Genomic DNA, 20194 nt, shown 5'->3' on the forward strand with positions numbered 1-20194 from the left:
AGGATCATCCAGGTTTGCCAGGAACGTGATGACGACTCTAACGCGCCTGATGATTACCGACTAACGCTAGTAAGCCAGGAGATGTCGCCTAAAGGACATGACTGATGAGTCAACCATCGTTCTTGACGCCTCATGCGGTTAGGTGGGAAAACGTGGCTGGCCCGGATGGACGTATCGGGCTCACTCACGAATCAAGGACGGCTCATGAAAACCCTGTTGTATTTGCTGATCGCCGCCGGCGTCGGCACCGCGCTGCAACACGCTGGTATCCCTCATGGCCTGTTATTGGGCTCGATACTCGCAACCGCCGTCATCGCCAGCCGTTTTCGATTCTCTCCCACCGTGCGTTTCAGCCTCGGCTACGTGCAACTCGTGTTGGGGATCGCGACGGGCCTGATGTTCACCGCGTGGGACAGCCAGACAGTCGCCGCCATGTTGCCCAGCCTGGGCTTGATGCTGTTGTGCCTGGTGGTGCAAAGCACCGTGGCCGGTTTCTCATTGCTCAAGGTCGCCGGCTGGAACCGCAAGGACACCCTCCTCGCCGTCTACCCCGGCGCACTCGCCGCCGTGTTCGACTTGCTGGAGTCCGAACGAGCGTCCAGCAAAGTGATCGTCGTGCATCTGGTTCGACTGCTGTCCATCACCCTCCTCGTCAGCTTTTGTATTCCCGGGCAGACCCACCTGGCGATTGCCCAGAGCAGCCCGCTGGACATGAGCATGGCGTTGACCCTGCTGTCGCTGATCGCCATGTGTTTGTTGCTCGGGCGTTTGCTATTGAACGTCGGCGTGCCGGCGCCGTTCATGCTCACGGCCATCGTCCTCACGGGCGTCTACGTCAAGCTGGGCTACCTCCACGGATTCCAGATGCCCGCCTGGAGTGTCGACTCGGCGGCGGTCCTGCTTGGTGTGTTGATTGGCTCGAAATTCAAGGACATCAGCCTCGCGCAGCTATGGCACCACGGCCGCGCCGGACTGATGTCCGTCGCCTTGATGTTGCTGATCGCCGCGGCGTTCGCCGGGGTGGCGGGTCGGGTGCTGGGCAGCGACCCCTTGTCGTTGTGGCTGGCGTACATGCCGGGCGCTGTCGAAACCATCGCCATCGTCGCCTTCAGTGGCGGGCTGAACGTCGTGTTCATCCTCACTCACCACCTGATGCGCATGGTCGTGCTGCACTTCGCCCCCGCATTGATCGTGCAGGCCCGGCGCTGGCGGGAAGATGTTTGATCAGGGGTCGCAGGAAAGGATTAAGCGGGAGAGATCGTGGCCAGTGCACCAATCAGAATGGTCAACACCAGAAATCCACCGAGGAAGAGTGCCATCTTGCCCATTGGGGCCTCCTAAATTGTGAGGTTGCTGCGTGCCTTCATTCTGAGCCCGCAACTGAGTGCATTACAGATTCAGATTCCTCAGAAAAATACGGATCAGATTTGATCCTGCAAACGAAAAAGCCCCGCCCCACTCACGTGGGACGGGGCTTTCTATTGCATCAATCGCCGCTTACAGATCGGTGATTTCCTTATGGCGTGGCACCAGCGTTTTCATCACGCTCCAGGCCACCAGATAGGCCAGCGAACAGATGGCGAACATGATCATGTAGCCGGTGTGAATATCGTTGATCGATTTGTAGTAGTCGAACACGTAACCACCCACCTTCGTCATCACGACACCGCCCAAACCACCCGCCATGCCGCCAATGCCGACCACGGAAGCGATGGTTTTTTGCGGGAACATGTCGGACACGGTCGTGAAGATGTTGCACGACCACGCCTGGTGAGCCGACGCGCCAACACCGATCAGCAGCACCGGCACCCAGAAGCTGATGTAACCGAATGGCTGCGCCAGCAGCACCACCAACGGGAACAGCGCGATTACCAGCATGGCTTTCATGCGGCCGTCATACGGCTTGTCGCCGCGCGCCATGAAGTAGCTCGGGAACCAGCCCCCGCCGATGCTGCCGACCATGGTCATGCTGTACAACACGGCCAGCGGCAACACGATGTCCGCGCCCTTCATGCCGTATTGCGCCGACAGATAGGTCGGCAGCCAGAACAGGAAGAACCACCACACGCCGTCGGTCATGAACTTGCCGAAAGCAAAGGCCCAAGTCTGACGGTAGGTCAGCAACTTGAACCACGATACTTTTTTGGCCGCGACACCCTTCACTTCAGGCGTAGCCACTTGCACCCCTTCATCGCTGCGGATGTAAGCCAGTTCCTCAGCCGACAGACGCTTTTGCTGATCTGGCTTCTCGTAAAGTGCGATCCAGACAGCGACCCAGACGAAGCCCAACATACCGATCACGATAAACGCGGCTTCCCAGCCCCAAATGCCGGCAATCAGCGGCACGCAAATCGGTGCCAGGACTGCGCCCACGTTGGCGCCGGAGTTGAAGATGCCGGTGGCGAAAGAACGTTCCTTCTTCGGGAAGTATTCGGCGGTGGCCTTGATCGCAATCGGGAAGTTACCCGCTTCACCAATCGCCAGCACAGCGCGCGACAGCATGAAACCCGCAATCGAAACCGGAATGACCGCCAGGCCGAGTGCACTGCTCAGCGCACCGATGCCCTCACCCATTGGCACCGCAAAGGCGTGCATGACCGCGCCCGTGGACCAGATACCAATCGCGAACATATAAGCTTTCTTGGTGCCGATCTTGTCGACGAAGCGGCCGGCAAACAGCATGGAAATCGCGTACACGAACTGGAAAACCGCGGCAATGTTGGCGTAATCAGTGTTACTCCAACCAAACTGCGTCGACAGTTGCGGCGCCAACAGACTCAGTACCTGACGGTCCAGGTAATTGACGGTGGTGGCGAAAAACAACAGTGCACAGATCGTCCAGCGATATTTGCCGACCGTTTGGCCGACGCGTTGCGCATTGATGGGCTCGTTCAGATTCATGGCATCACTTTATTATTGGATTATGGTGATGATCTCTCGGTTTCAAGCGAGATCAAGTGTGTCGTAAAGCATCGCCAAAACGCGAGGAATCCGCGTCTAGGCGGGTCAGGTTCAGCCGTCACTTTCGATTAACTCGAATGCTGTACCCCGCCGCCGGTGCATCTTTTTACGGCTGGAGGTAGACGTGTCGCGAGTGCTGGCAGGGGTTTGACGGGGCAGTCGCCTGCAACACAGCCGATTGCGCGGGCGCGCAAGCAGACAGGATCGGGCCAGAAGAAGCGACGTAGAGGGGGCTGAGTACGCTAGATGAATTCATGATGAGGGCCGACACGCTTTTTTATTTTTAGGATGAACAGTCGATGTCTCGTCTGTCGTCGTACAACTGCGCCTTTTATAGCGAGATTGAGGTTGGGCTGTCAATCTGAAAGATGGCCGTTGGTCTGGGTGACGGGGTTGCGAGAAAATTTGCGGATGACTACAGACGGCGCTAGCTGCAGGAGTGTTGGCGTTTTGGCGTTACGGGCGTTGATGGCAGGTTGTGGGGAATTCGAAACCAAACTCCGTTGTACGACGACCAACATCCCCGCACAGACGGCGGAATGGCGACTCTTCAATCCGTTTTGAGTACCCAGGAAGGAGCTTTGCCAAAGTCAGCACCTTTCACCATGACGCTTTGACTTTGCGACATTGCTGAAATGTATAAAGCCCCGCCCCTTAAAAGGGAGCGGGGCTTTTTACTGCTCACCACGCTGGAACAACGCCCTCGCCTACCCTTGTAGATCTACTTGATCCAACATCAGGTTTACCGACAGCCCTGCCCGGGAACGCGCTACACAGATCAGCTGTTGGTGCGATCGGTTGCCTTGGCTTTGCTTTGAGCTACAGCGGCTTCAGCCTTCTGTTTCTGCGCAACCTGGAAGGCTTCCATCGACACTTTCCGGGCCGACTCCATGCGTGTGAAGGTTCGGTCACCGCCACCTGTGGCCATCGCCAGGGAAGAAGCGGTCAAAGCGGCGACTACGAAGAGAGCTTTCATAGATTTCATTTGGGTATCCTCACGTGAGATTTTATTAACGGTTAACAACGGAATTCATTTGTTAAAGCTGAACTTGCTTATTCAACCGGGCTTCACCATCCAGCCAGGGCGGTGCTTCTGGCGCCCCAGGCGCCTTGCTCCATGCGCTCTTGAGCGTCTCTGTTTTTTGCCCAGGCAGTGAGCAGCACCATCATTCCAAATCCACCGACGATGAGAACCGGATAGGCTGCCAGCAACTCCACCAGCGAGTACTTCCAGGCCAGCGGACGACCAACACCCAGCATGGCGGCATAGAACCACGACACGCCAGAGAGGGCGCCGGAGAACAGCGCCAGCATCCGCAGGCTAAAGGAGAGTTTCAGCAACGAACCGGCTTTTTTCAGGGCCGGCAATACAGCGCTATGCAAGAGGAAACCGTTAAAGGTCAACAGCACAACTATCCCGATCTTGGCTTGCAATTTTGGATTGAGGAAATATTCCATTCCCTTGCCGGCATAATCTATCCCGACAATACCAATGCCCGTAATCCACAGAGCGACAAGTGCAAGCACTACGGTTTTTTGAAGACTTTCCATATGCGCGTCATCATGGTGACCCGACACATCCCCTTTCAGGAGTTGCTTGACCATTGCAATGTCACTGGTCAACACCAGCCCGATTGCCACGCAGCAAGCGATAAGATGGAAATACACAACACCCAAACGCACATATTCCACGGTGGACGAAGAAAGCATACTAAGTTCCATGGTGACCTCTTGACTTCAATAGTGAATCAACATAACTCACGACACGACTTAATTAGAGTTTGCCGTTGCTGATTGCAATTAGGATCCAATAATCATTATCAAATACTCTTGCAGTATTACGCTGCCAAGATAATAGCGATTTTTGCGAATGAACTTTTAATCATTCGATCATGTCCATTTTCAGGTAACAAAAACTTCATTCGTACTTAATACATATGAGGTTTAACTTGCGCTTCTGGGGGGACAGGCGAGGCCCAGAATCCTGTCGGTGAGCGGATCAGGTCACGCTGGTGGGGTTGGCCGGGCTTCCGCCCCATTCGAGGAAACGAAGTTTGTGAACCTCGCCTTGGCTGTCCAGGTAAACCAGGGTCACTGGTACTACGCCAGTCTTATCGGATGTATCGGTGCGCCGCAGTACTTGCTTCACATCGATTTCCATTCCGTAGTGGTAATCGACGGCTGACACATGCGCGCCGGGCTCTTGCAAGCCGTTCTGGTCAAAGACACTTGGTGCGAGACTCGAAATCACGGCACTGACTACTGTGGCCATGTTCATTAGGCTGTACCTCTGCTGAAGTTCACTTGACGAGGACCTAATGTGACACGTGAAGAAAATGAAGTTCACTTTCCCGCGACGAACGCGCCTGCCTGAAAAGCATGTAGTGGCTGCAAACTCCCAGCAATTCACCGCGCTTGACGCCTCTCGACCATTCGTCCTTTAACCCCCGTATTTGTTGGTCAAAGTCCGTTTTTGAGGGAGGTCATAACATGTCATGACGGATTTTTACGCAAGGTGAATCAGTACTTTCAATTCAGCCGGCTGAATCCGGGCGATGGCGAATTCAAGCTTTCGAGACCGACCGCATCAACTCAAGGCAGCCAGTGACAAATGGCTGAAATCGGCCTGTTTACTTAATAAAACTGCTATGACGAACCACCGTCTTGCGGTGTGCCAGACTGCTAATTCTTCCATCGGCATTCAGCCGGTGAAATTCCAACTTGTCATGTCGAAGGTATCGCTTTGGCGTGTTTGGGCAAGCCGCTGGAAATCAGCGCGGCCAGCATGACAAAGGCCGTAGAAACCCACAGGCAAGCTTCCAGCCCGTAGTCTTGGTAAATCCAGCCAGACAGTACGGTACCGAGCAGCCGCCCCAATGCGTTGGACATGTAATAGAAACCCACATCCAGCGATACCCCGTCCTCTTTTGCATAGGAGATGATCAAGTAGCTGTGTAAGGAGGAGTTCACCGCAAACAGCGCACCGAAGATCATCAATCCACCCAGGAGCACAACCTGGGGTGACCCACCCGCCGAGAGGCCGAGGGCGATAGTGGCCGGGAAGCCGGCCAGCGAAGCCGCCCAAATGAAGGCCGCTCGCCCATCCGGGACATGGCCACGCGTCTTCCCGGTGATGTTCGGGGCGAGAGACTGAACGATGCCGTAGCCGATGATCCAGGCTGCCAGAAATCCACCCACCCGCCAAAAGTCCCAGCCCAGTACTTCACTCAGGTACACCGGCAAGGCGACGACAAACCACACATCGCGAGCACCAAAAAGAAACAGCCGCGCCGCCGAGAGGATGTTGATCGCTCGGCTCTTGGAGAGCATTTCGCGGAACTTCGGCTTGGCCTTGGCTCTGCCCAGATCCTTTTGCAGCAAGAACAGGCTCGCGATCCAGATCAGCGCCAATACCGTTGCCATCAGCAGCACCGCCCCTCTGAACGTCAGCCATGCCAGCAAGGCACCGCCCAGGAAGAAGCCCACACCCTTGAGGGCGTTTTTTGAGCCGGTGAGGACGGCTATCCACTGATAAAGCGTGCCCTGCTGCTGGTCGGGCACCAAAAGTTTGATCGAACTCTTGGCACTCATCTTATTGAGGTCCTTGGCGATACCGGACAATGCTTGAGCGCCCATCACCCAAGGAATGGTCAGTAGAGCGACTGGTACTGTGAGCATCAGCAAGGCGGCGACCTGGAGGCCAAGACCGATATTCATCGTGCGATTCAAGCCCAGGCGAGCGCCCAGGTAGCCGCCCACCAGGTTGGTGATGACGCCGAAGATTTCGTAGAACAGGAACAGCGCGGCAATGTGCAGCGGCGAGTAGCCCAATGTGTGGAAATGCAATACCACCAACATGCGCAGTGCGCCATCGGTGAGGGTGAAGGCCCAGTAGTTGCCGGTGACCAGCAGGTACTGCCGAACTTCCGGGGAAAGGGCTGACGACGCCTTCATGACCACCGCTGTTAACCGGCCAAGCCGGCCAGTTTGGCCAGTTCGACAACGCGGTTGGCGTAACCCCACTCGTTGTCGTACCAGGCGTAGATCTTCACCTGGGTGCCGTTCACCACCATGGTCGAAAGCGCATCGATGATCGAGGAGCGCGGATCGGTGCGGTAGTCGATCGAAACCAGTGGACGCTCCTCATAACCGAGGATGTCTTTGAGCGGGCCAGCAGCCGCAGATTTGAGCAACTCATTGACCTCATCCACCGAAGTCGCACGCTCCACCTCGAACACGCAGTCGGTAAGAGAGGCATTGGCCAGTGGTACGCGCACGGCATGGCCGTTCAGGCGGCCACGCAACTCCGGGAAAATTTCCGCAATGGCTGTCGCCGAGCCTGTACTGGTCGGGATGAGGCTCATGCCCGAAGCACGGGCGCGACGCAGGTCCTTGTGCGGCTGATCGAGGATGCTTTGCGTATTGGTCAGGTCGTGGATCGTGGTGATCGAACCATGGCGAATACCGAGGTTTTCGTGGATCACTTTGACCACCGGAGCCAGGCAATTGGTGGTGCAGGATGCGGCGGTAACAATACGGTGCCGAGCCGGATCGAACAGGTGCTGATTGACGCCCATGACGATGTTCAGCGCGCCCTGTTCCTTCACCGGTGCGCAGACCACCACGCGCTTCACACCTTGTTCCAGATACGCCTGAAGCACGCCAACGGACTTCATTTTGCCACTGGCTTCGATGACTAAATCGCAGCCGGACCAGTCAGTGTCGGCGATGGATTGGTTGGCCGTCACCCGAATGCGTCGACCGTCAATGACCACGCAATCGCTATCGGCGCTGGCTTCGTTGTGCCAACGGCCGTGCACGGAATCGAAATTGATCAGGTGCGCATGGGTGGTAGCGTCGCCAGCAGGGTCATTGATTTGCACGAATTCAAACTCGGGCCAGTGCCAAGCGGCGCGCAATGCAAGACGACCGATTCGACCGAAACCGTTGATACCTACTTTGATGCTCATGATGTTGTTCTCTTTCGTGTGCTGACTTCGGAGGGGCAGTAGATGGTTTGATTGAATTAACAGCTATCTCAGCAACATGCTGCCTGGCGCTCGGGACGCTCACCCATCTGATCAAGGCGTTTTTCGTCCTGGCTCAGCCAGTGGCGGTTGGCCTCAAGCGTGACCTGGATTACGTCGATGACCCACTGTGGAAGCTCAACGTTCAGTCGGTAGTAAATCCATTGCCCTTGACGGCGAGTTTCGAGCAGTCCGCAGGTACGCAACTGAGCCAGGTGGCGTGAAATCTTGGGTTGACTGTCACCGAGTGCGCAGATCAGTTCGCATACGCAGAGTTCACCTTGTGCGCAGAGCAGTAACATGACCCTTGCGCGGGTTTCATCACCCAGGCATTTGAAGACAGTGGCAGGCAGGAGGTTCATCGGAGCGGCTCATATATATGAACATACGAATATACGGATATTTATGAATTTAGAAAGACCTGACATTGGCATGCCAGTGAAATATTCAATGCTTAATGAACGCCTTCAGTGCCTGCTTCTAGCCTATCGTTGCCTGTTTTTGGGGCCGCGATCGATCCGCAGCGGGTGTTTTGGCAAGCAAACCCAGCTTTTCGCCTATGCCGTCACATCCCCCAATACAATCGGGATGGATTTGATTACCAGCAGCAGAGAAAGCCAGGGGCAGAGCGCCCTGGCTTTCTCGCTTCACACGCCTACTGGCCCGGTACCTTCTTGTTCATCGCCTTGACTTGATCCAGGACCTGCACGAGGTTGTAGGACTCCGGCGATTGCAGGGGCGGGAACTCGGCAAAGGACTCAAGTTCCTGTAGCCATAATTGCTGGCCAACCGGCAACAGGTTCCAGTCGTAGAGATAGGCCGTGCTGGGTGCCGCCAATGCACCGCCGATAGACAGCACCGACTTCTGCTCTTCGCCTACGGCCTGTTCGAACGGATCCCTGCGGATATTTTGCACCTGCGCCCAGCCATACTGCTGTGGGCCTGCCAGTGCTGAAGCGCCGGATGACCCTTCCATGGTGAAGTAAATCTTCCAGTTCTTGTAGCGTACGGCCGACGGTGTAGCCCCGGTGTAGTACAAGAATGTATCGCGCGCGGACTTGTTCGATTTGCCTGTCAGATAGTCCAGTTGATTGACGCCCTGCAGCTTGGTTTTGACGATGCCCGGGTATTTGCCGGCCATGATCTGCGCGTTGAGTTCGTTGCCTTTCGGGCCGCCCGCGATTTCAACCAGTGTCGGCATCCAGTCGTAGGAGGCAACGATGTCGTCATACACCGTACCGGGCTTGATTTGACCGGGCCAACGGATCAGCGCCGGTACACGCATGCCGCCTTCCCAGGTCGTCAGCTTGCCGGCCTTGAAGGGCGTCATGCCACCATCGGGGAATGTCTGGCTTTCTGCACCGTTGTCTGTGGTGAACACCACGATGGTGTTGTCCAGCTGCCCCATACTCTCGAGCTTTTTCAGCACCAGGCCGATATTGTCGTCCATCTGCTTCATGCCGACTTCCTGGATACCCCAGTCGTTACCACCTCGTTCGCCCAGCATGGCCTCATACTTGGGCGAGAACACGGTGGTTATATGCATGCGCGCCGGGTTGTACCAGACAAAAAAGGGCTTGTCGGTCGTCTTTGGGTCGTTGCGGTCGAGGAAGTCGATCACCTTGGCTGAAATTTCTTCATCCACCGTTTTCGAGCGTTCCAGGGTGAGCGGCCCCTCATCCTTGCACGTCTGGTTCTTTGACGAACCATCCTTGGATGCACAGGCCAAAACAGGCCGCGGTGGCGTCAGGCAAACGGTGGTCTTGGGATCGACGGCACCCGGCACTGCCGGCACCCCTGGAATGAGCGCCGTTTGGCACGGTGGGGCAAAGCCCTGTTCGGTAGGGCTTTTGTTGATGTCCGGAAAGCTGACCTGCTGCATGGCATCCAAGTGATAGAGGTAGCCCCAGAACTCCTGGAAGCCGTGTGCTGTAGGCAGTGCGTCGGGGTGATCCCCCAGGTGATTCTTGCCGAACTCACCAGTGGTGTAGCCCTGGTCCAGCAGGAACTTGGCGAGTGCCGGTGTGCCTGGTCGCAGATAAGAGGGGCTGCCAGGCAATTGCGGCGGAATCATGCCGGTGCGCAAGGGGGTCATGCCGGTGAAAAAAGCGTTGCGGCCAGCCGTGCAACTTTGCTCGGCATAGTAAGTCATGAACTTGGCGCCTTCATTGGCGATTCGGTCCAGATTGGGTGTCGTATCAAAACCCAGTCCGTTCTGATAAGCCCCGACCTGCATCCAGCCGATGTCATCTCCCATGATGAACAGAATATTGGGCTTTTTGTCGGCCGCTTGGGTGAGCGTTGGTGAAAACGCTCCCAACATCATGCCGCTGGTGGCCAACCCCACCAGCACCATCTGTTTAAGTCTCATAGCGTGTTCCTCTATCTGTTGATATAGGCGTACAGCTACTTCTGACTACCGCTGCACCTCCCTCGAAAATCGAGAATGGGTAATGATGATGACCCTCCAGCCTTGCGGTGCGGCAAACGTCAGTTCGTGGATGGATGAGTCTAGACGATGGGGTGAATACAGGGATCAGCGCACTTATTTGGCGAAGGCAAATACGACGCTCCGTGCTGCCCTACTTTGTCGCCCTGACAAATGAGACCCGCGCCGATGGCCGAGAAAAAATGACAAGGTTCGGGAAAGAAGGTTTACAAAAATGCGAACGAGTTGAATCTATCCCTCGCAGAAAATCACTCCCTACAAAAAAGCCCACTGACCGTCACCGGTTCAGTGGGCTTTCCAATTCAGCTTCTACTTACAAAGCCATATCACTCGCAGCATTAGCCTTCGGAGCCTTCCCGGCATCAGCCGGAGCAACAACTGGAGCCGTCAACTGCGGAATCACCGGCGGCGGAGTCAACTCCAACACCTTGGCAGTGTAAGCCCACTCCTGCGCAACCTTCTCAGGACTGCCGTTCAACTGAGTGCCATAGCTCGGCACGATCTGGTGCAGCTTCTCCTGCCAGGCCGGCGAAGCCACCTTATCCTTGAACACTTTCTGCAGCACGGTCAGCATGATCGGTGCAGCAGTCGATGCACCCGGCGATGCGCCCAGCAGGCCGGCAATCGAGCCGTCAGCCGACGAAACAATCTCGGTACCCAACTTCAACACGCCACCAGCCGCTTCATCGCGCTTGATGATTTGCACGCGTTGGCCGGCTTGCCACAGGCGCCAGTCTTCGGCTTTGGCGTTCGGGAAGTATTCTTTCAAGGCGTTCATGCGGTCTTCGTCAGACAGCATCAGTTGGCCGGCGAGGTACTCGACCAGCGGGTATTCCTTGATACCGACCTTGGTCATCGGCCACACGTTGTGCGTGGTGGTGGTGGTCAGCAGGTCCATGTACGAACCTTCCTTCAGGAACTTGGTGCTGAAGGTCGCGAATGGGCCAAACAGGATGACGCGCTTGCCGTCCAGGACACGGGTGTCCAGGTGCGGAACCGACATTGGCGGTGCGCCGACGGAGGCTTTGCCGTAGGCCTTGGCCAGGTGTTGTTCGGCGATGGTCGGGTTTTCGGTCACGAGGAACGAGCCGCCTACCGGGAAGCCTGCGTATTCCTGGGCTTCAGGAATGCCGGACTTCTGCAGCAGGTGCAGTGCACCGCCGCCGGCGCCGATGAACACGAACTTGGCGTCGGTTTCGGTTTTGCTGCCGTCTTTCAGGTTCTTGTAGCTGACGCGCCAGGTGCCGTCTGCGTTCTTGGTGATGTCTTGCACTTCGCTAGACAACTTCAAGTCGAACTTTGGCGTGGTTTGCAGGTGCGCGACGAACTGGCGGGTGATCTCGCCGAAGTTCACGTCGGTGCCGATCGGCGACCAGGTGGCCGCGATTTTCTGGTTCGGGTCGCGCCCTTCCATCATCAGCGGAACCCACTTCTTGATCACAGCCGGGTCTTCGGAATACTGCATGCCGGCGAACAACGGGCTCGCTTGCAGGGCTTCGTAGCGCTTCTTCAGGAACTTGATGTTGTCATCGCCCCACACAAAGCTCATGTGCGGTGTGGAATTGATGAACGAACGCGGGTTTTTCAACACGCCTTGCTGAACCTGCCAGGACCAGAACTGACGGGAGATCTGGAACGCTTCGTTGATTTCAACGGCTTTCGGGATCTGTACGTTGCCTTTGTCGTCTTCCGGGGTGTAGTTCAACTCGGCCAGGGCGGAGTGACCGGTACCGGCGTTGTTCCAGCCGTTGGAGCTTTCCAGGGCGACGCCGTCGAGGCGCTCGATCATTTCCATCGAGGTGCCAGGTTCCAGCTCATTGAGCCAGACACCCAGCGTTGCGCTCATGATGCCGCCGCCAATCAGCAACACATCGACTTTCTTTGCCTCTTCCGCGTGGACGGAAGTCATCCCCATCGACAAAGCCAGCCCCAGCAGGGCCGTGTTCACTTTTTTAAACATCTGTAGCACCTATGATAAAACGCCATCCGCCCTTCCCTCCTCACGACCAAACCCCGGGCTCACGGCATTCAGGCAGGATGTCGTGGGTGTTTGTTCATAAGGATGGGAGGGGTGGGCACACAAGGCCGACTGACTGCATCGACCTCAGTTATATGTCCCTACTGAACTGACTTTTTATCATTATTGGCTTCAGCTACTTGAGCGACATTGATCCTGTTTGCGCGTCTCCGGGACGGGCAAACTGATTAGGTCAAACCAAGTTGGCGCGCAGAATATCACGGTCGGGCGACCGTGCGCTCCGGAAAGGACTCACGGGTCTAGTCCAGACGAGGCTCGTTCGCAGCGTTCTGGCCCAAACGATTCAGCACAAACACCTTGGCGTTGCGGATCATCTGGTCCAAATGCCGGTCACGCTGCTTCTCGGCGTCGATCATTGCGCGCTTGCCATGTTTCTGCAGCAAGTAGGCATGGATCTGTCGAACCTCCAGCGAACTGTAGATCGACGCCACATCCAGCAGCCCCATCAAGCCTTCGCTACTGTGGTCGCGAGTGTTCATCAGCACGTGGGTGCTGCGCACACCCAGCACCTGAAACCCCATCGATTCGAACCATGGCACCTTGGCGACGGCGCAGGTCAATTCGGCGTGCGGGTAGCGGCGGGTCATGTCTTGCAGCATGGCGCGCGCGACACCTCGGCGACGATGGCCGGCGTCGACCGCCATGTAGGCCACGCCACACGCATCGGGGTCGTCTTTGATCGGCAGGTACAACAGAAAACCGATGACTTTCGACGGGTCTTCATCGTCGGTGGCGACGATCAACTCGACAGCAATGCCCTTGGAGCCGTCGAGTGCTTCCAGGTACAGGTGCACTTCGAAGCCGACCGTGTATTGGTACACGTTGTACAACGGGTTGCTCGGCCCGATGCCGACCATGCTGATGTCGGTCAGGTTATCGACGACCATCTGCAGGATCTGGCTGTTGATAGGCTCCGGGCACGGGGCGTCGAAATGGGTGAGTTGGGGCATTGAAATTCTGACTCCGGGAAAAGGCTTACTGGGCATCGGCCAGGCTATTGTCACAGATTGATCGCCACGCTGCTTCGGCCAGCAGTTCCCGGTAAGCCTTCGGACTGCCCTTCACCCGCCCCGACAACCACGCGCGGCAGTAACTGTCGGACTGGCCAATGATCAGCGATAGCAGCAGTTCAGCCGGAACCGCTCGCAACTCATCGCGCCGGCCGGGTTCCGCCAGCCATTCTCCGAGCTTTTGGTTGCGCGCTTTGTTGCGGGCCACGAGCTCGTCTTTGAACGGCCCTTTGGTCACGGCAAATCGCGCGTGGTACTGGAACCGCGCCCATTCCGGCTGGCTGTCGACCCAATCGACGAAGCTGTGCACCAGCGCGTGTACGCCTTCTTGGGTGGTCTTTGCTTCACTCAAATAGCGGTCGCGAAGCTGGGCCTGATCGTCCAGCGCGGCGAAAAACAGCGCCGCCACCAAACCTTCCTTGTTGCCGAAATGATGGTAGATCGCGCCCACGCTGGTGTCGCACTCGGCGCGGATCATCTCGATGGTCGTGGCTTCGAGCCCTTGTTCATTGAACAGGGCCAGGGCCTTTCTGAAGATATCGCGTTTGAGTTCGGCCCTTCTGCCGGGGTAGCAGCGCTCGAGTAAATCTGAGGTTTCCATACGGGACACAGGCCAAAAAAAGTCCATGACAAGGCAGACGACTGCCGATGAACAAGCCGCGCTAGGTTGACAGATTTCACGGCAACAGAATACTGTTCCGTCACAGAACATTATTCTGTTACGGAACAATATTCTGTAAAACCAACCCAGCAGTGAGGCTTCAACATGAGTCAGTTTCTCAGCATGTTCAACAGCGCAGGCCCGCAAGCGTTCAGCCAAATGGCCTGTCAGGTGGCGCCCTACTTCAGCACCATCAACCCGCTGGTCTCGGAGTTGCGTCCAGATCACGCCACGGTCCAGGTGCCCTTCAGCCGGGAGATCACCAACCACCTTGGTACGGTCCATGCTATTGCGATGTGCAACGCCGCCGAGCTGGCTGCCGGAATGATGACCGACGTGTCCATCCCTGCAGGCGCGCGCTGGATTCCAAAAGGCATGAGCGTGGAGTACCTCGCCAAGGCCAAAAGCGACGTGACCGCAGTGGCCAACGGTGAAGAGGTCGACTGGCAGACTGAAGGCGACAAGATTGTCCCGGTGGACATTCATGACGCTGAAGGCAAAAAAGTGTTCACGGCGCGGATCACCATGAATGTGAAGCTTTCCTGAACCCCGATCCGTAGCAGCTGGCGCAGCCTGCGTCAGCTGCTACAGGTTGTCGCGTAAAGACAACCCCATTCCCCGACAATGAGGACTTACACCCGGCCCCCCCCACTTTCCCCAAAGTGGCCCCACGTTTACATTTTTTTCACAACTCAATGATTCATCTTGGTTTCTCAGGTGTACCTGGTGATGGCGCAACTTATGCATTGGCCAAAATGCAAGTGCCACCACTTAGGCATGCCCCCCGAGAACCATCATGAAAAACTCATTTCCTGTGAACAAGTCGCCCGGCTTCTTCGGGGCGCAGGGCATTACCTCAATGGTGTTGATGACGTTCAGCCTGACCGCCGTCAACGCCGCCCCACTGGATGATTACGGGCCACCGCCACCGACGGACCCCTCGGCGTACACTAACCAGCCAGCCGATCCGGCAGCGGCGCTGGAAGCATTGAAGACCATGCCTCCGGCCAATCAGGGCTCAATTGCGTTGCCCAATGGCGTGTATGGCGACAAAGCCACAACCCGGACCGATAACGTATTGCCGCCCGCCTTGCAGACTTCTTTCAACTACCCCACCAATGGCAAACCCAGCCCATTGTTCGGCGCCCAACCGTACACCCAGCAGTTATTGCTGTTCGAAGAATTCGGCCCGGAAACACTCGACCCGACCACCCCGCCCTATACGTTGACGTTCCCCGTCCCCCTTGCCGGCCCGGCACCCGCGCAAGACCCGAACAGTATCGCGCGCAGCGGCCCATCGCTTACCGGGCTGGACAATTTCATGCGGCAGCCGGGGCTGACGCCGTACCCCACGCAGTTTTCCAATGTGCTGGATCGCAACCCGTGGAAGGCGCAGATAGAAGCTTTCCTCAACCGCCATCCGGTGGGCTCGCCCGCCGAAGGACGACCACCGGGAAAAGGCTGGTCGCATCAGCGCTGGAACGAATTTTATCCTCAGGTCCAGTTCAAGACCGTGCAGGTGGGTGCACGTCTCAATAAAGGCCTGCGTGACAGCAAACAATTGCACCACTATGCGGAAGGAGAGTTCGGACCCGGCGGGCTCTACTACCAGACCTCGGACATCCCGACCACGATAGGCACCACCAAAGGCATCGACCCACGCTTCCACCCCAAAATGCCGGTGCAAAATCACAAATCGTTGTGGACCTTCGATGGCACCTTTCCGCCTAAATTGCTCATGGTGCGTTACGGCCAGCCTGTGCTGATGCGGCACTACAACGCCCTGCCGATCGACCCGTCAGCCAACGCCGGTTTTGGCCTGCACACCCTCAGTTCCCATGAACACAACGGGCACTCCCCGGCTGAAAGCGATGGCTATGCCAACGCGTTTTTCTTTCCGGGGCAGTACTACGATTATCGCTGGCCGATCCAGTTGGCCGGTTACGACACCATCAACACCACCGCACAAGACCCTCGTGCCGCATTCCCCTGCGCACCGGGCGAGAAGTTGTACGTCAATGACACCAGCCCCGGCCTGAAAACCTGCGACAACGGCACGATCAAGATTCGCGGCGACTGGCGCGAGACCATGAGTACCCACTGGTTTCATGACCACATGCTCGATTTCACCGCGCAGAATGTCTACAAGGGCAATGCGTCGATGATGAACTACTACAGCGCTATCGATCGCGGCAACGAAGCGATCGAGGACGGCGTCAACCTGCGCTTCCCCAGCGGTTCGGGATTGCCATGGGGCAACCGCGACTACGATGTGAACCTGGTGGTCGCCGACAAGGCCTGGGATGCCAATGGCCAGTTGTGGTTCAACCCGTTCAACACCGATGGTTTCCTGGGCGACCAGATCCTCGTCAACTGGCAGTATCAACCGAGCCTGAAAGTCCGCGCGCGCGCCTATCGGTTCCGCATTCTCAACGGCTCGGTGTCGCGCTACCTCAAGATGGCCCTGGTGCGCGAAATTGCCGGCAATGGCGGTGAGTTTCCCGGGCCTGCCGGCTCGGGTGTTTCTTACGCCCGGGTGCCATTCCACATGATAGGCAACGACGGCAACATCATGGAGCACGCCGTACCGTTCGACGGCAGCATGGACCTGGACGGTGACGGTAATACGCAGGACAACAACGCAATTTTGCCAACCCAAGGCATTGCCGAACGCTTCGACATCATCGTCAACTTCGCGAAAAACGGGATCTCGGTGGGTGACAAGCTGTACTTCGTCAACGTGATGCCACACCAGACCGGCAAGGGCCCGATAAAGGAAGAACTGTCACTGGCAGACGTGTTGTCCGGGACGTACAAGGCGGTGATCAAACAAACCAGCACAGGCCCGAAATGGGACGAGGGTGACCCCGCTGTCGGCAAGTTCATGCAAATGGTTGTCCAGCCTTACAGCGGGCACGACCAGAGCATGGACCCGGTCGCTTACGAACCGGCGAAACCGGGCAAAGCTGCCGGCAAGAAAATGATCCCGCTGACCATCGACCGCGACAACCCCAACGACCAGCAAAAACTCACAGTGGCGCGGCATCGCGAGTTCATTTTCGGCCGCTCCGATGGCACCGACGAAGCCCCCTGGACCGTCAAGACTGACGGCGGTTTCGGTTACAGCATGGACCCTCGCCGGCTCAGTGCAGCGCCGCAATTGGCCAACGGTCCGAAAGATGCGGGGTTCTCCGGAGACGGCACCCTGGAAGTGTGGAAAATCAAAAACGGCGGCAACGGCTGGAACCACCCTGTCCACGTGCACTTCGAAGAAGGCGTGATCCTCAGCCGTGATGGCAAGGCACCGCCGGAATGGGAAAAATGGGCACGCAAGGACGTCTATCGTATTGGCGAAGGCGTCGACAGTTCCGAGGATGTCGTCATGGCGATCCACTTCCGTGAATTCGCCGGGACCTACATGGAGCACTGTCACAACACTCAACATGAAGACAACTCCATGTTGCTACGTTGGGATGTCGAGCACCCGGGTCAGTTCCAGTTGATGCCAACGCCCCTGCCTGGCTGGGACGGCGTCAACTACGTGAACTCCGTGGGCCTGCCTACCTTCCGCACTGGCGGTGACGGTAACAACAACCAAGGCGACAACAAAAAACCGATCGCCAACCCTGACAGCGCCACCAGCAGTAATGGCCTGCCGCTGACCATCAACGTGTTGGCCAATGACACCGACCCCGACGGCAATCTGCCGCTCAAAGTCGTGGGCCTGAACCAGCCGGATTCCGGTAAGGGCACAGTCAGCACCGACGGGGGGCGTGTGGTCTATACCCCTCCGGCCATCGTCCCCGCGCCATTCACCGCGACCTTTACCTATCAGGCCAGCGACGCCAAGGACGCGATGTCGGATCCGGCGACAGTCTCAGTGGCGGTCTCCGCCGCAGCGGTCAATGAGGATTTGCTGGTCTCCAGCGCCACGGTCTCCGTTCGCAGCAACAACCGCTACGCCTGGGATATTTCCGGGACCACCTCGCGCTTTGCCGGCAATAACATAACGGTGACCGCGGCCACCACTGCCGGGCCACTTAACCTGGGCACCGCCACGCTCACGAAAGTCGGCACGGGCGGACGGTGGCGGGTGACTGTGACGACCACCGGTGCCGGGCCGGCAGCAACCCCGACCATCACCGTCAAGTCAGCACTTGGCAAGACGATAACGGCGCCGATATCCGTGCGCTAAAGCGGTATCGCTTGGCACCCGGTCCGTTCATTGCGGACCGGGCGCCAGTCGATTACGGGTTCAACCAGGGACGGACACCGATAACCGGAAAATAATCCTCTCGCGCCTAAAGTTGCTTCGCGGTCCGCCGACTTCTGCTGGTGAACCTACCGACGAAGGACCGTGAGATGTTTTACCCCCGCGAAGCTGAAAAAGATCACCTGTACAACCGGGTGATCCTGCTGACCGTTGCCTGTTTAGTGGTGCTGCTCCTCGCCGGCATGGCCCGGCAAGAGGGCATGCTCTATGCCGCCATTCAGTTGGTCCCCATCGAGACCACCGGCACGGTGACGCAACTCGGCGACATCCGCATGAACCGCGACGGCAAAGTGATCCACTACCGCTACACCGATCAAGACGGCCAGGTGCACGACGATCAGTATGTCGACGAGCGCTACGCACAGAAAACCGCTTTTGAAACCGGCGGCAGCATCCCCCTGATCTATTCCCGCTGGTTGCCGGGGCAAAGCAGCATTGCCCGTGAACTGAACGGCAACCGTCCGGGATTTTACATCATGATGGGCGGGGTATTGCTGACGCTGTTGTTTTTGGGGATATCGTTCAGGACGCTGGGGCGCATTGCCCGGATGAAAGAGGAAGACCGGTTTTACTAGTCATCCCCGTCTCTACTCCGAAACCACCACCTGATTACGTCCACGCGCCTTGGCCCGATACAGCGCTTTGTCCGCGTTGTTCATCAAGCTTTGCAGATCGTTGTCGTGCATTTCCATTGCCGCGACACCGACGCTGGCCGATATGCGGTGAACGGGCCCGGACATTACCCCGCTGATCGACCGAATGAGCTGTTCGGCGATTTCAAGGGCAACCTCAATGGACGTGTCCGGCAGCAGGATCGCGAACTCCTCGCCACCCATCCTGCCGCAGACATCTGTATCGCGAAAACAGGTGCTGATCACGACGCCCATCTGTCGCAACACCTGATCGCCAACCTGATGGCCATAGGTGTCATTGATGTGCTTGAAGTGATCCATATCCAGCATCACGGCGCACAGCGGCAACCGTTTTTTCTGGCAGTCATTTAACAATAGCTGCGCCCGCTCAAAAAATGCCCGGCGATTTTTCAGCCCGGTCAATTCATCGGTTTGTGCGGCATGCGTGGAAATGTGGTGCGCCTGCTCCATTTCACGGGTTAGACGAAACGCTGTTTCCAGGGCTTCGGACAGCTTGCGGGTCGCGCTGGCGACAAATGAGGCGAACACCAGGACGGCGAACGCCATCCCGACTTGCAGTGCCGACGGTTGAAACAATAGCCACGTGGTACACGGCAGCAGCACCAGGCCAATCGACGCCAGCGTCATGTAACGGTAGGACGAGTAACACGACACTGCGCTGACCGACATGCCGACGGCAAAAAGCATGACCAACGCCTGGGCCAGCAGGTCGTTTGCCGGCATGATCGCCAAAGCGCCTGCACCCCAGATACCGGCCGACAACATCAACGTCACCCAGTAAGTCCGCTCCCAGCGTTGCGGCGTGCGCTCATTGTCCGGGCTGCGAAAATAGGTGGCAAACATCAGGATGCGCAGCAGCGACGAGATACTCAGCAGGCCAATCCACCCGAACATGATGCGGTGATCAACACGCTCCCAGCACAGTCCGCACAGCATGATCGCGGCCAGGAAACTGCCGAACACCGCAGACACGGATTGGTGGAATAGCTGTCGCAAACGATCGCTGCGCACTTGCGCCGCGATAAAAAGCTCCTGGTCGTGCCTGAATCCTGGGCCACCCATTTGATCCGCCTGATCATGATGCTGCGACAAAAACCGATTGTGGCACCCTGCCACCCCGGC

General features: G+C 57.3%; 16 protein-coding genes. 4 read left to right on the forward strand and 12 right to left on the reverse strand.

From position 1 onward, the window contains the following. Positions 1 to 204 precede the first annotated feature (204 nt). Positions 205 to 1224: an AbrB family transcriptional regulator gene (locus C7534_RS19115; protein WP_046030322.1), complete on the forward strand. Its 1020-nt coding sequence runs from the start codon at positions 205 to 207 to the stop codon at positions 1222 to 1224. 273 nt (positions 1225 to 1497) lie between these two features. Here the strand turns inward: C7534_RS19115 and C7534_RS19125 are convergent, their stop codons facing one another. The 11 genes from C7534_RS19125 to C7534_RS19175 form a co-directional block, all read right to left on the reverse strand. After that, the gene (locus C7534_RS19125; RefSeq protein WP_046030324.1) at positions 1498 to 2901 is read right to left on the reverse strand and encodes an MFS transporter; all 1404 of its coding nucleotides are present in this window, start codon (positions 2899 to 2901) and stop codon (positions 1498 to 1500) included. Positions 2902 to 3739: 838 nt separating this feature from the next. Beyond that, positions 3740 to 3946, reverse strand: coding sequence for a co-regulatory protein PtrA N-terminal domain-containing protein (locus C7534_RS19130; RefSeq protein ID WP_046030326.1), 207 nt, complete (start codon positions 3944 to 3946; stop codon positions 3740 to 3742). 83 nt (positions 3947 to 4029) lie between these two features. Next, positions 4030 to 4683 carry a hypothetical protein gene (locus C7534_RS19135; RefSeq protein WP_046030328.1) on the reverse strand — a complete coding sequence of 218 codons (654 nt, stop codon included), beginning with the start codon at positions 4681 to 4683 and terminating at the stop codon, positions 4030 to 4032. A 277-nt stretch (positions 4684 to 4960) separates the two neighbouring features. Next, on the reverse strand, positions 4961 to 5239 hold the full coding sequence (locus C7534_RS19140; protein WP_046030330.1) for a DUF2790 domain-containing protein: 279 nt from the start codon (positions 5237 to 5239) through the stop codon (positions 4961 to 4963). A 446-nt stretch (positions 5240 to 5685) separates the two neighbouring features. Then, complete coding sequence (gene arsJ, locus C7534_RS19145; RefSeq protein ID WP_109786674.1) at positions 5686 to 6915, reverse strand: organoarsenical effux MFS transporter ArsJ; 1230 nt, start codon at positions 6913 to 6915, stop codon at positions 5686 to 5688. 11 nt (positions 6916 to 6926) lie between these two features. Then, positions 6927 to 7931 carry an ArsJ-associated glyceraldehyde-3-phosphate dehydrogenase gene (locus tag C7534_RS19150; protein ID WP_109786675.1) on the reverse strand — a complete coding sequence of 335 codons (1005 nt, stop codon included), beginning with the start codon at positions 7929 to 7931 and terminating at the stop codon, positions 6927 to 6929. A 68-nt stretch (positions 7932 to 7999) separates the two neighbouring features. After that, entirely contained in the window at positions 8000 to 8350 is a 351-nt protein-coding gene (locus C7534_RS19155; protein ID WP_109786676.1) for an ArsR/SmtB family transcription factor, read from the reverse strand. Positions 8351 to 8643: 293 nt separating this feature from the next. Then, positions 8644 to 10359, reverse strand: coding sequence for an arylsulfatase (locus C7534_RS19160; RefSeq protein ID WP_109786677.1), 1716 nt, complete (start codon positions 10357 to 10359; stop codon positions 8644 to 8646). 391 nt (positions 10360 to 10750) lie between these two features. After that, positions 10751 to 12397, reverse strand: a complete 1647-nt coding sequence (gene mqo, locus C7534_RS19165; RefSeq protein WP_109786678.1) for a malate dehydrogenase (quinone) — start codon at positions 12395 to 12397, stop codon at positions 10751 to 10753. Between the two features lie 317 nt (positions 12398 to 12714). Further along, positions 12715 to 13425 (reverse strand): GNAT family N-acetyltransferase, encoded by a 711-nt coding sequence (locus tag C7534_RS19170; protein WP_109786679.1) that lies wholly within the window; start codon positions 13423 to 13425, stop codon positions 12715 to 12717. A gap of 25 nt (positions 13426 to 13450) precedes the next feature. Continuing rightward, positions 13451 to 14086, reverse strand: coding sequence for a TetR/AcrR family transcriptional regulator (locus C7534_RS19175; protein ID WP_077431946.1), 636 nt, complete (start codon positions 14084 to 14086; stop codon positions 13451 to 13453). A 165-nt stretch (positions 14087 to 14251) separates the two neighbouring features. On the opposite strand from C7534_RS19175, the gene C7534_RS19180 reads away from it, so the two are divergent. From C7534_RS19180 to C7534_RS19190, 3 genes are all read left to right on the forward strand, one after another. Then, positions 14252 to 14692, forward strand: a complete 441-nt coding sequence (locus tag C7534_RS19180) for a hotdog fold domain-containing protein (protein WP_077431945.1) — start codon at positions 14252 to 14254, stop codon at positions 14690 to 14692. A gap of 250 nt (positions 14693 to 14942) precedes the next feature. After that, positions 14943 to 18341 (forward strand): Ig-like domain-containing protein, encoded by a 3399-nt coding sequence (locus C7534_RS19185; protein ID WP_109786680.1) that lies wholly within the window; start codon positions 14943 to 14945, stop codon positions 18339 to 18341. A 167-nt stretch (positions 18342 to 18508) separates the two neighbouring features. Next, positions 18509 to 18994 carry a DUF3592 domain-containing protein gene (locus tag C7534_RS19190; RefSeq protein ID WP_109786681.1) on the forward strand — a complete coding sequence of 162 codons (486 nt, stop codon included), beginning with the start codon at positions 18509 to 18511 and terminating at the stop codon, positions 18992 to 18994. Between the two features lie 12 nt (positions 18995 to 19006). On the opposite strand, the gene C7534_RS19195 is transcribed toward C7534_RS19190, so the two are convergent. Beyond that, on the reverse strand, positions 19007 to 20134 hold the full coding sequence (locus tag C7534_RS19195; protein ID WP_109786682.1) for a GGDEF domain-containing protein: 1128 nt from the start codon (positions 20132 to 20134) through the stop codon (positions 19007 to 19009). Positions 20135 to 20194: the final 60 nt, after the last annotated feature.

The sequence above is a fragment of the Pseudomonas sp. OV226 genome (assembly GCF_003148705.1).
Taxonomy (GTDB): Bacteria; Pseudomonadota; Gammaproteobacteria; order Pseudomonadales; family Pseudomonadaceae; genus Aquipseudomonas.

Excerpts from the sequence above, each read along its gene's own strand:
- C7534_RS19135 (WP_046030328.1), bottom strand. The coding sequence starts at position 4,683 with ATGGAACTTAGTATGCTTTCTTCGTCCACCGTGGAATATGTGCGTTTG.
- C7534_RS19170 (WP_109786679.1), bottom strand. The coding sequence starts at position 13,425 with ATGCCCCAACTCACCCATTTCGACGCCCCGTGCCCGGAGCCTATCAAC.
- arsJ (WP_109786674.1), bottom strand. The coding sequence starts at position 6,915 with ATGAAGGCGTCGTCAGCCCTTTCCCCGGAAGTTCGGCAGTACCTGCTG.
- C7534_RS19160 (WP_109786677.1), bottom strand. The coding sequence starts at position 10,359 with ATGAGACTTAAACAGATGGTGCTGGTGGGGTTGGCCACCAGCGGCATG.
- C7534_RS19115 (WP_046030322.1), top strand. The coding sequence starts at position 205 with ATGAAAACCCTGTTGTATTTGCTGATCGCCGCCGGCGTCGGCACCGCG.
- C7534_RS19155 (WP_109786676.1), bottom strand. The coding sequence starts at position 8,350 with ATGAACCTCCTGCCTGCCACTGTCTTCAAATGCCTGGGTGATGAAACC.
- C7534_RS19125 (WP_046030324.1), bottom strand. The coding sequence starts at position 2,901 with ATGAATCTGAACGAGCCCATCAATGCGCAACGCGTCGGCCAAACGGTC.
- C7534_RS19180 (WP_077431945.1), top strand. The coding sequence starts at position 14,252 with ATGAGTCAGTTTCTCAGCATGTTCAACAGCGCAGGCCCGCAAGCGTTC.
- C7534_RS19190 (WP_109786681.1), top strand. The coding sequence starts at position 18,509 with ATGTTTTACCCCCGCGAAGCTGAAAAAGATCACCTGTACAACCGGGTG.
- C7534_RS19185 (WP_109786680.1), top strand. The coding sequence starts at position 14,943 with ATGAAAAACTCATTTCCTGTGAACAAGTCGCCCGGCTTCTTCGGGGCG.
- C7534_RS19195 (WP_109786682.1), bottom strand. The coding sequence starts at position 20,134 with ATGGGTGGCCCAGGATTCAGGCACGACCAGGAGCTTTTTATCGCGGCG.
- C7534_RS19140 (WP_046030330.1), bottom strand. The coding sequence starts at position 5,239 with ATGAACATGGCCACAGTAGTCAGTGCCGTGATTTCGAGTCTCGCACCA.
- C7534_RS19175 (WP_077431946.1), bottom strand. The coding sequence starts at position 14,086 with ATGGAAACCTCAGATTTACTCGAGCGCTGCTACCCCGGCAGAAGGGCC.
- C7534_RS19150 (WP_109786675.1), bottom strand. The coding sequence starts at position 7,931 with ATGAGCATCAAAGTAGGTATCAACGGTTTCGGTCGAATCGGTCGTCTT.
- mqo (WP_109786678.1), bottom strand. The coding sequence starts at position 12,397 with ATGTTTAAAAAAGTGAACACGGCCCTGCTGGGGCTGGCTTTGTCGATG.
- C7534_RS19130 (WP_046030326.1), bottom strand. The coding sequence starts at position 3,946 with ATGAAATCTATGAAAGCTCTCTTCGTAGTCGCCGCTTTGACCGCTTCT.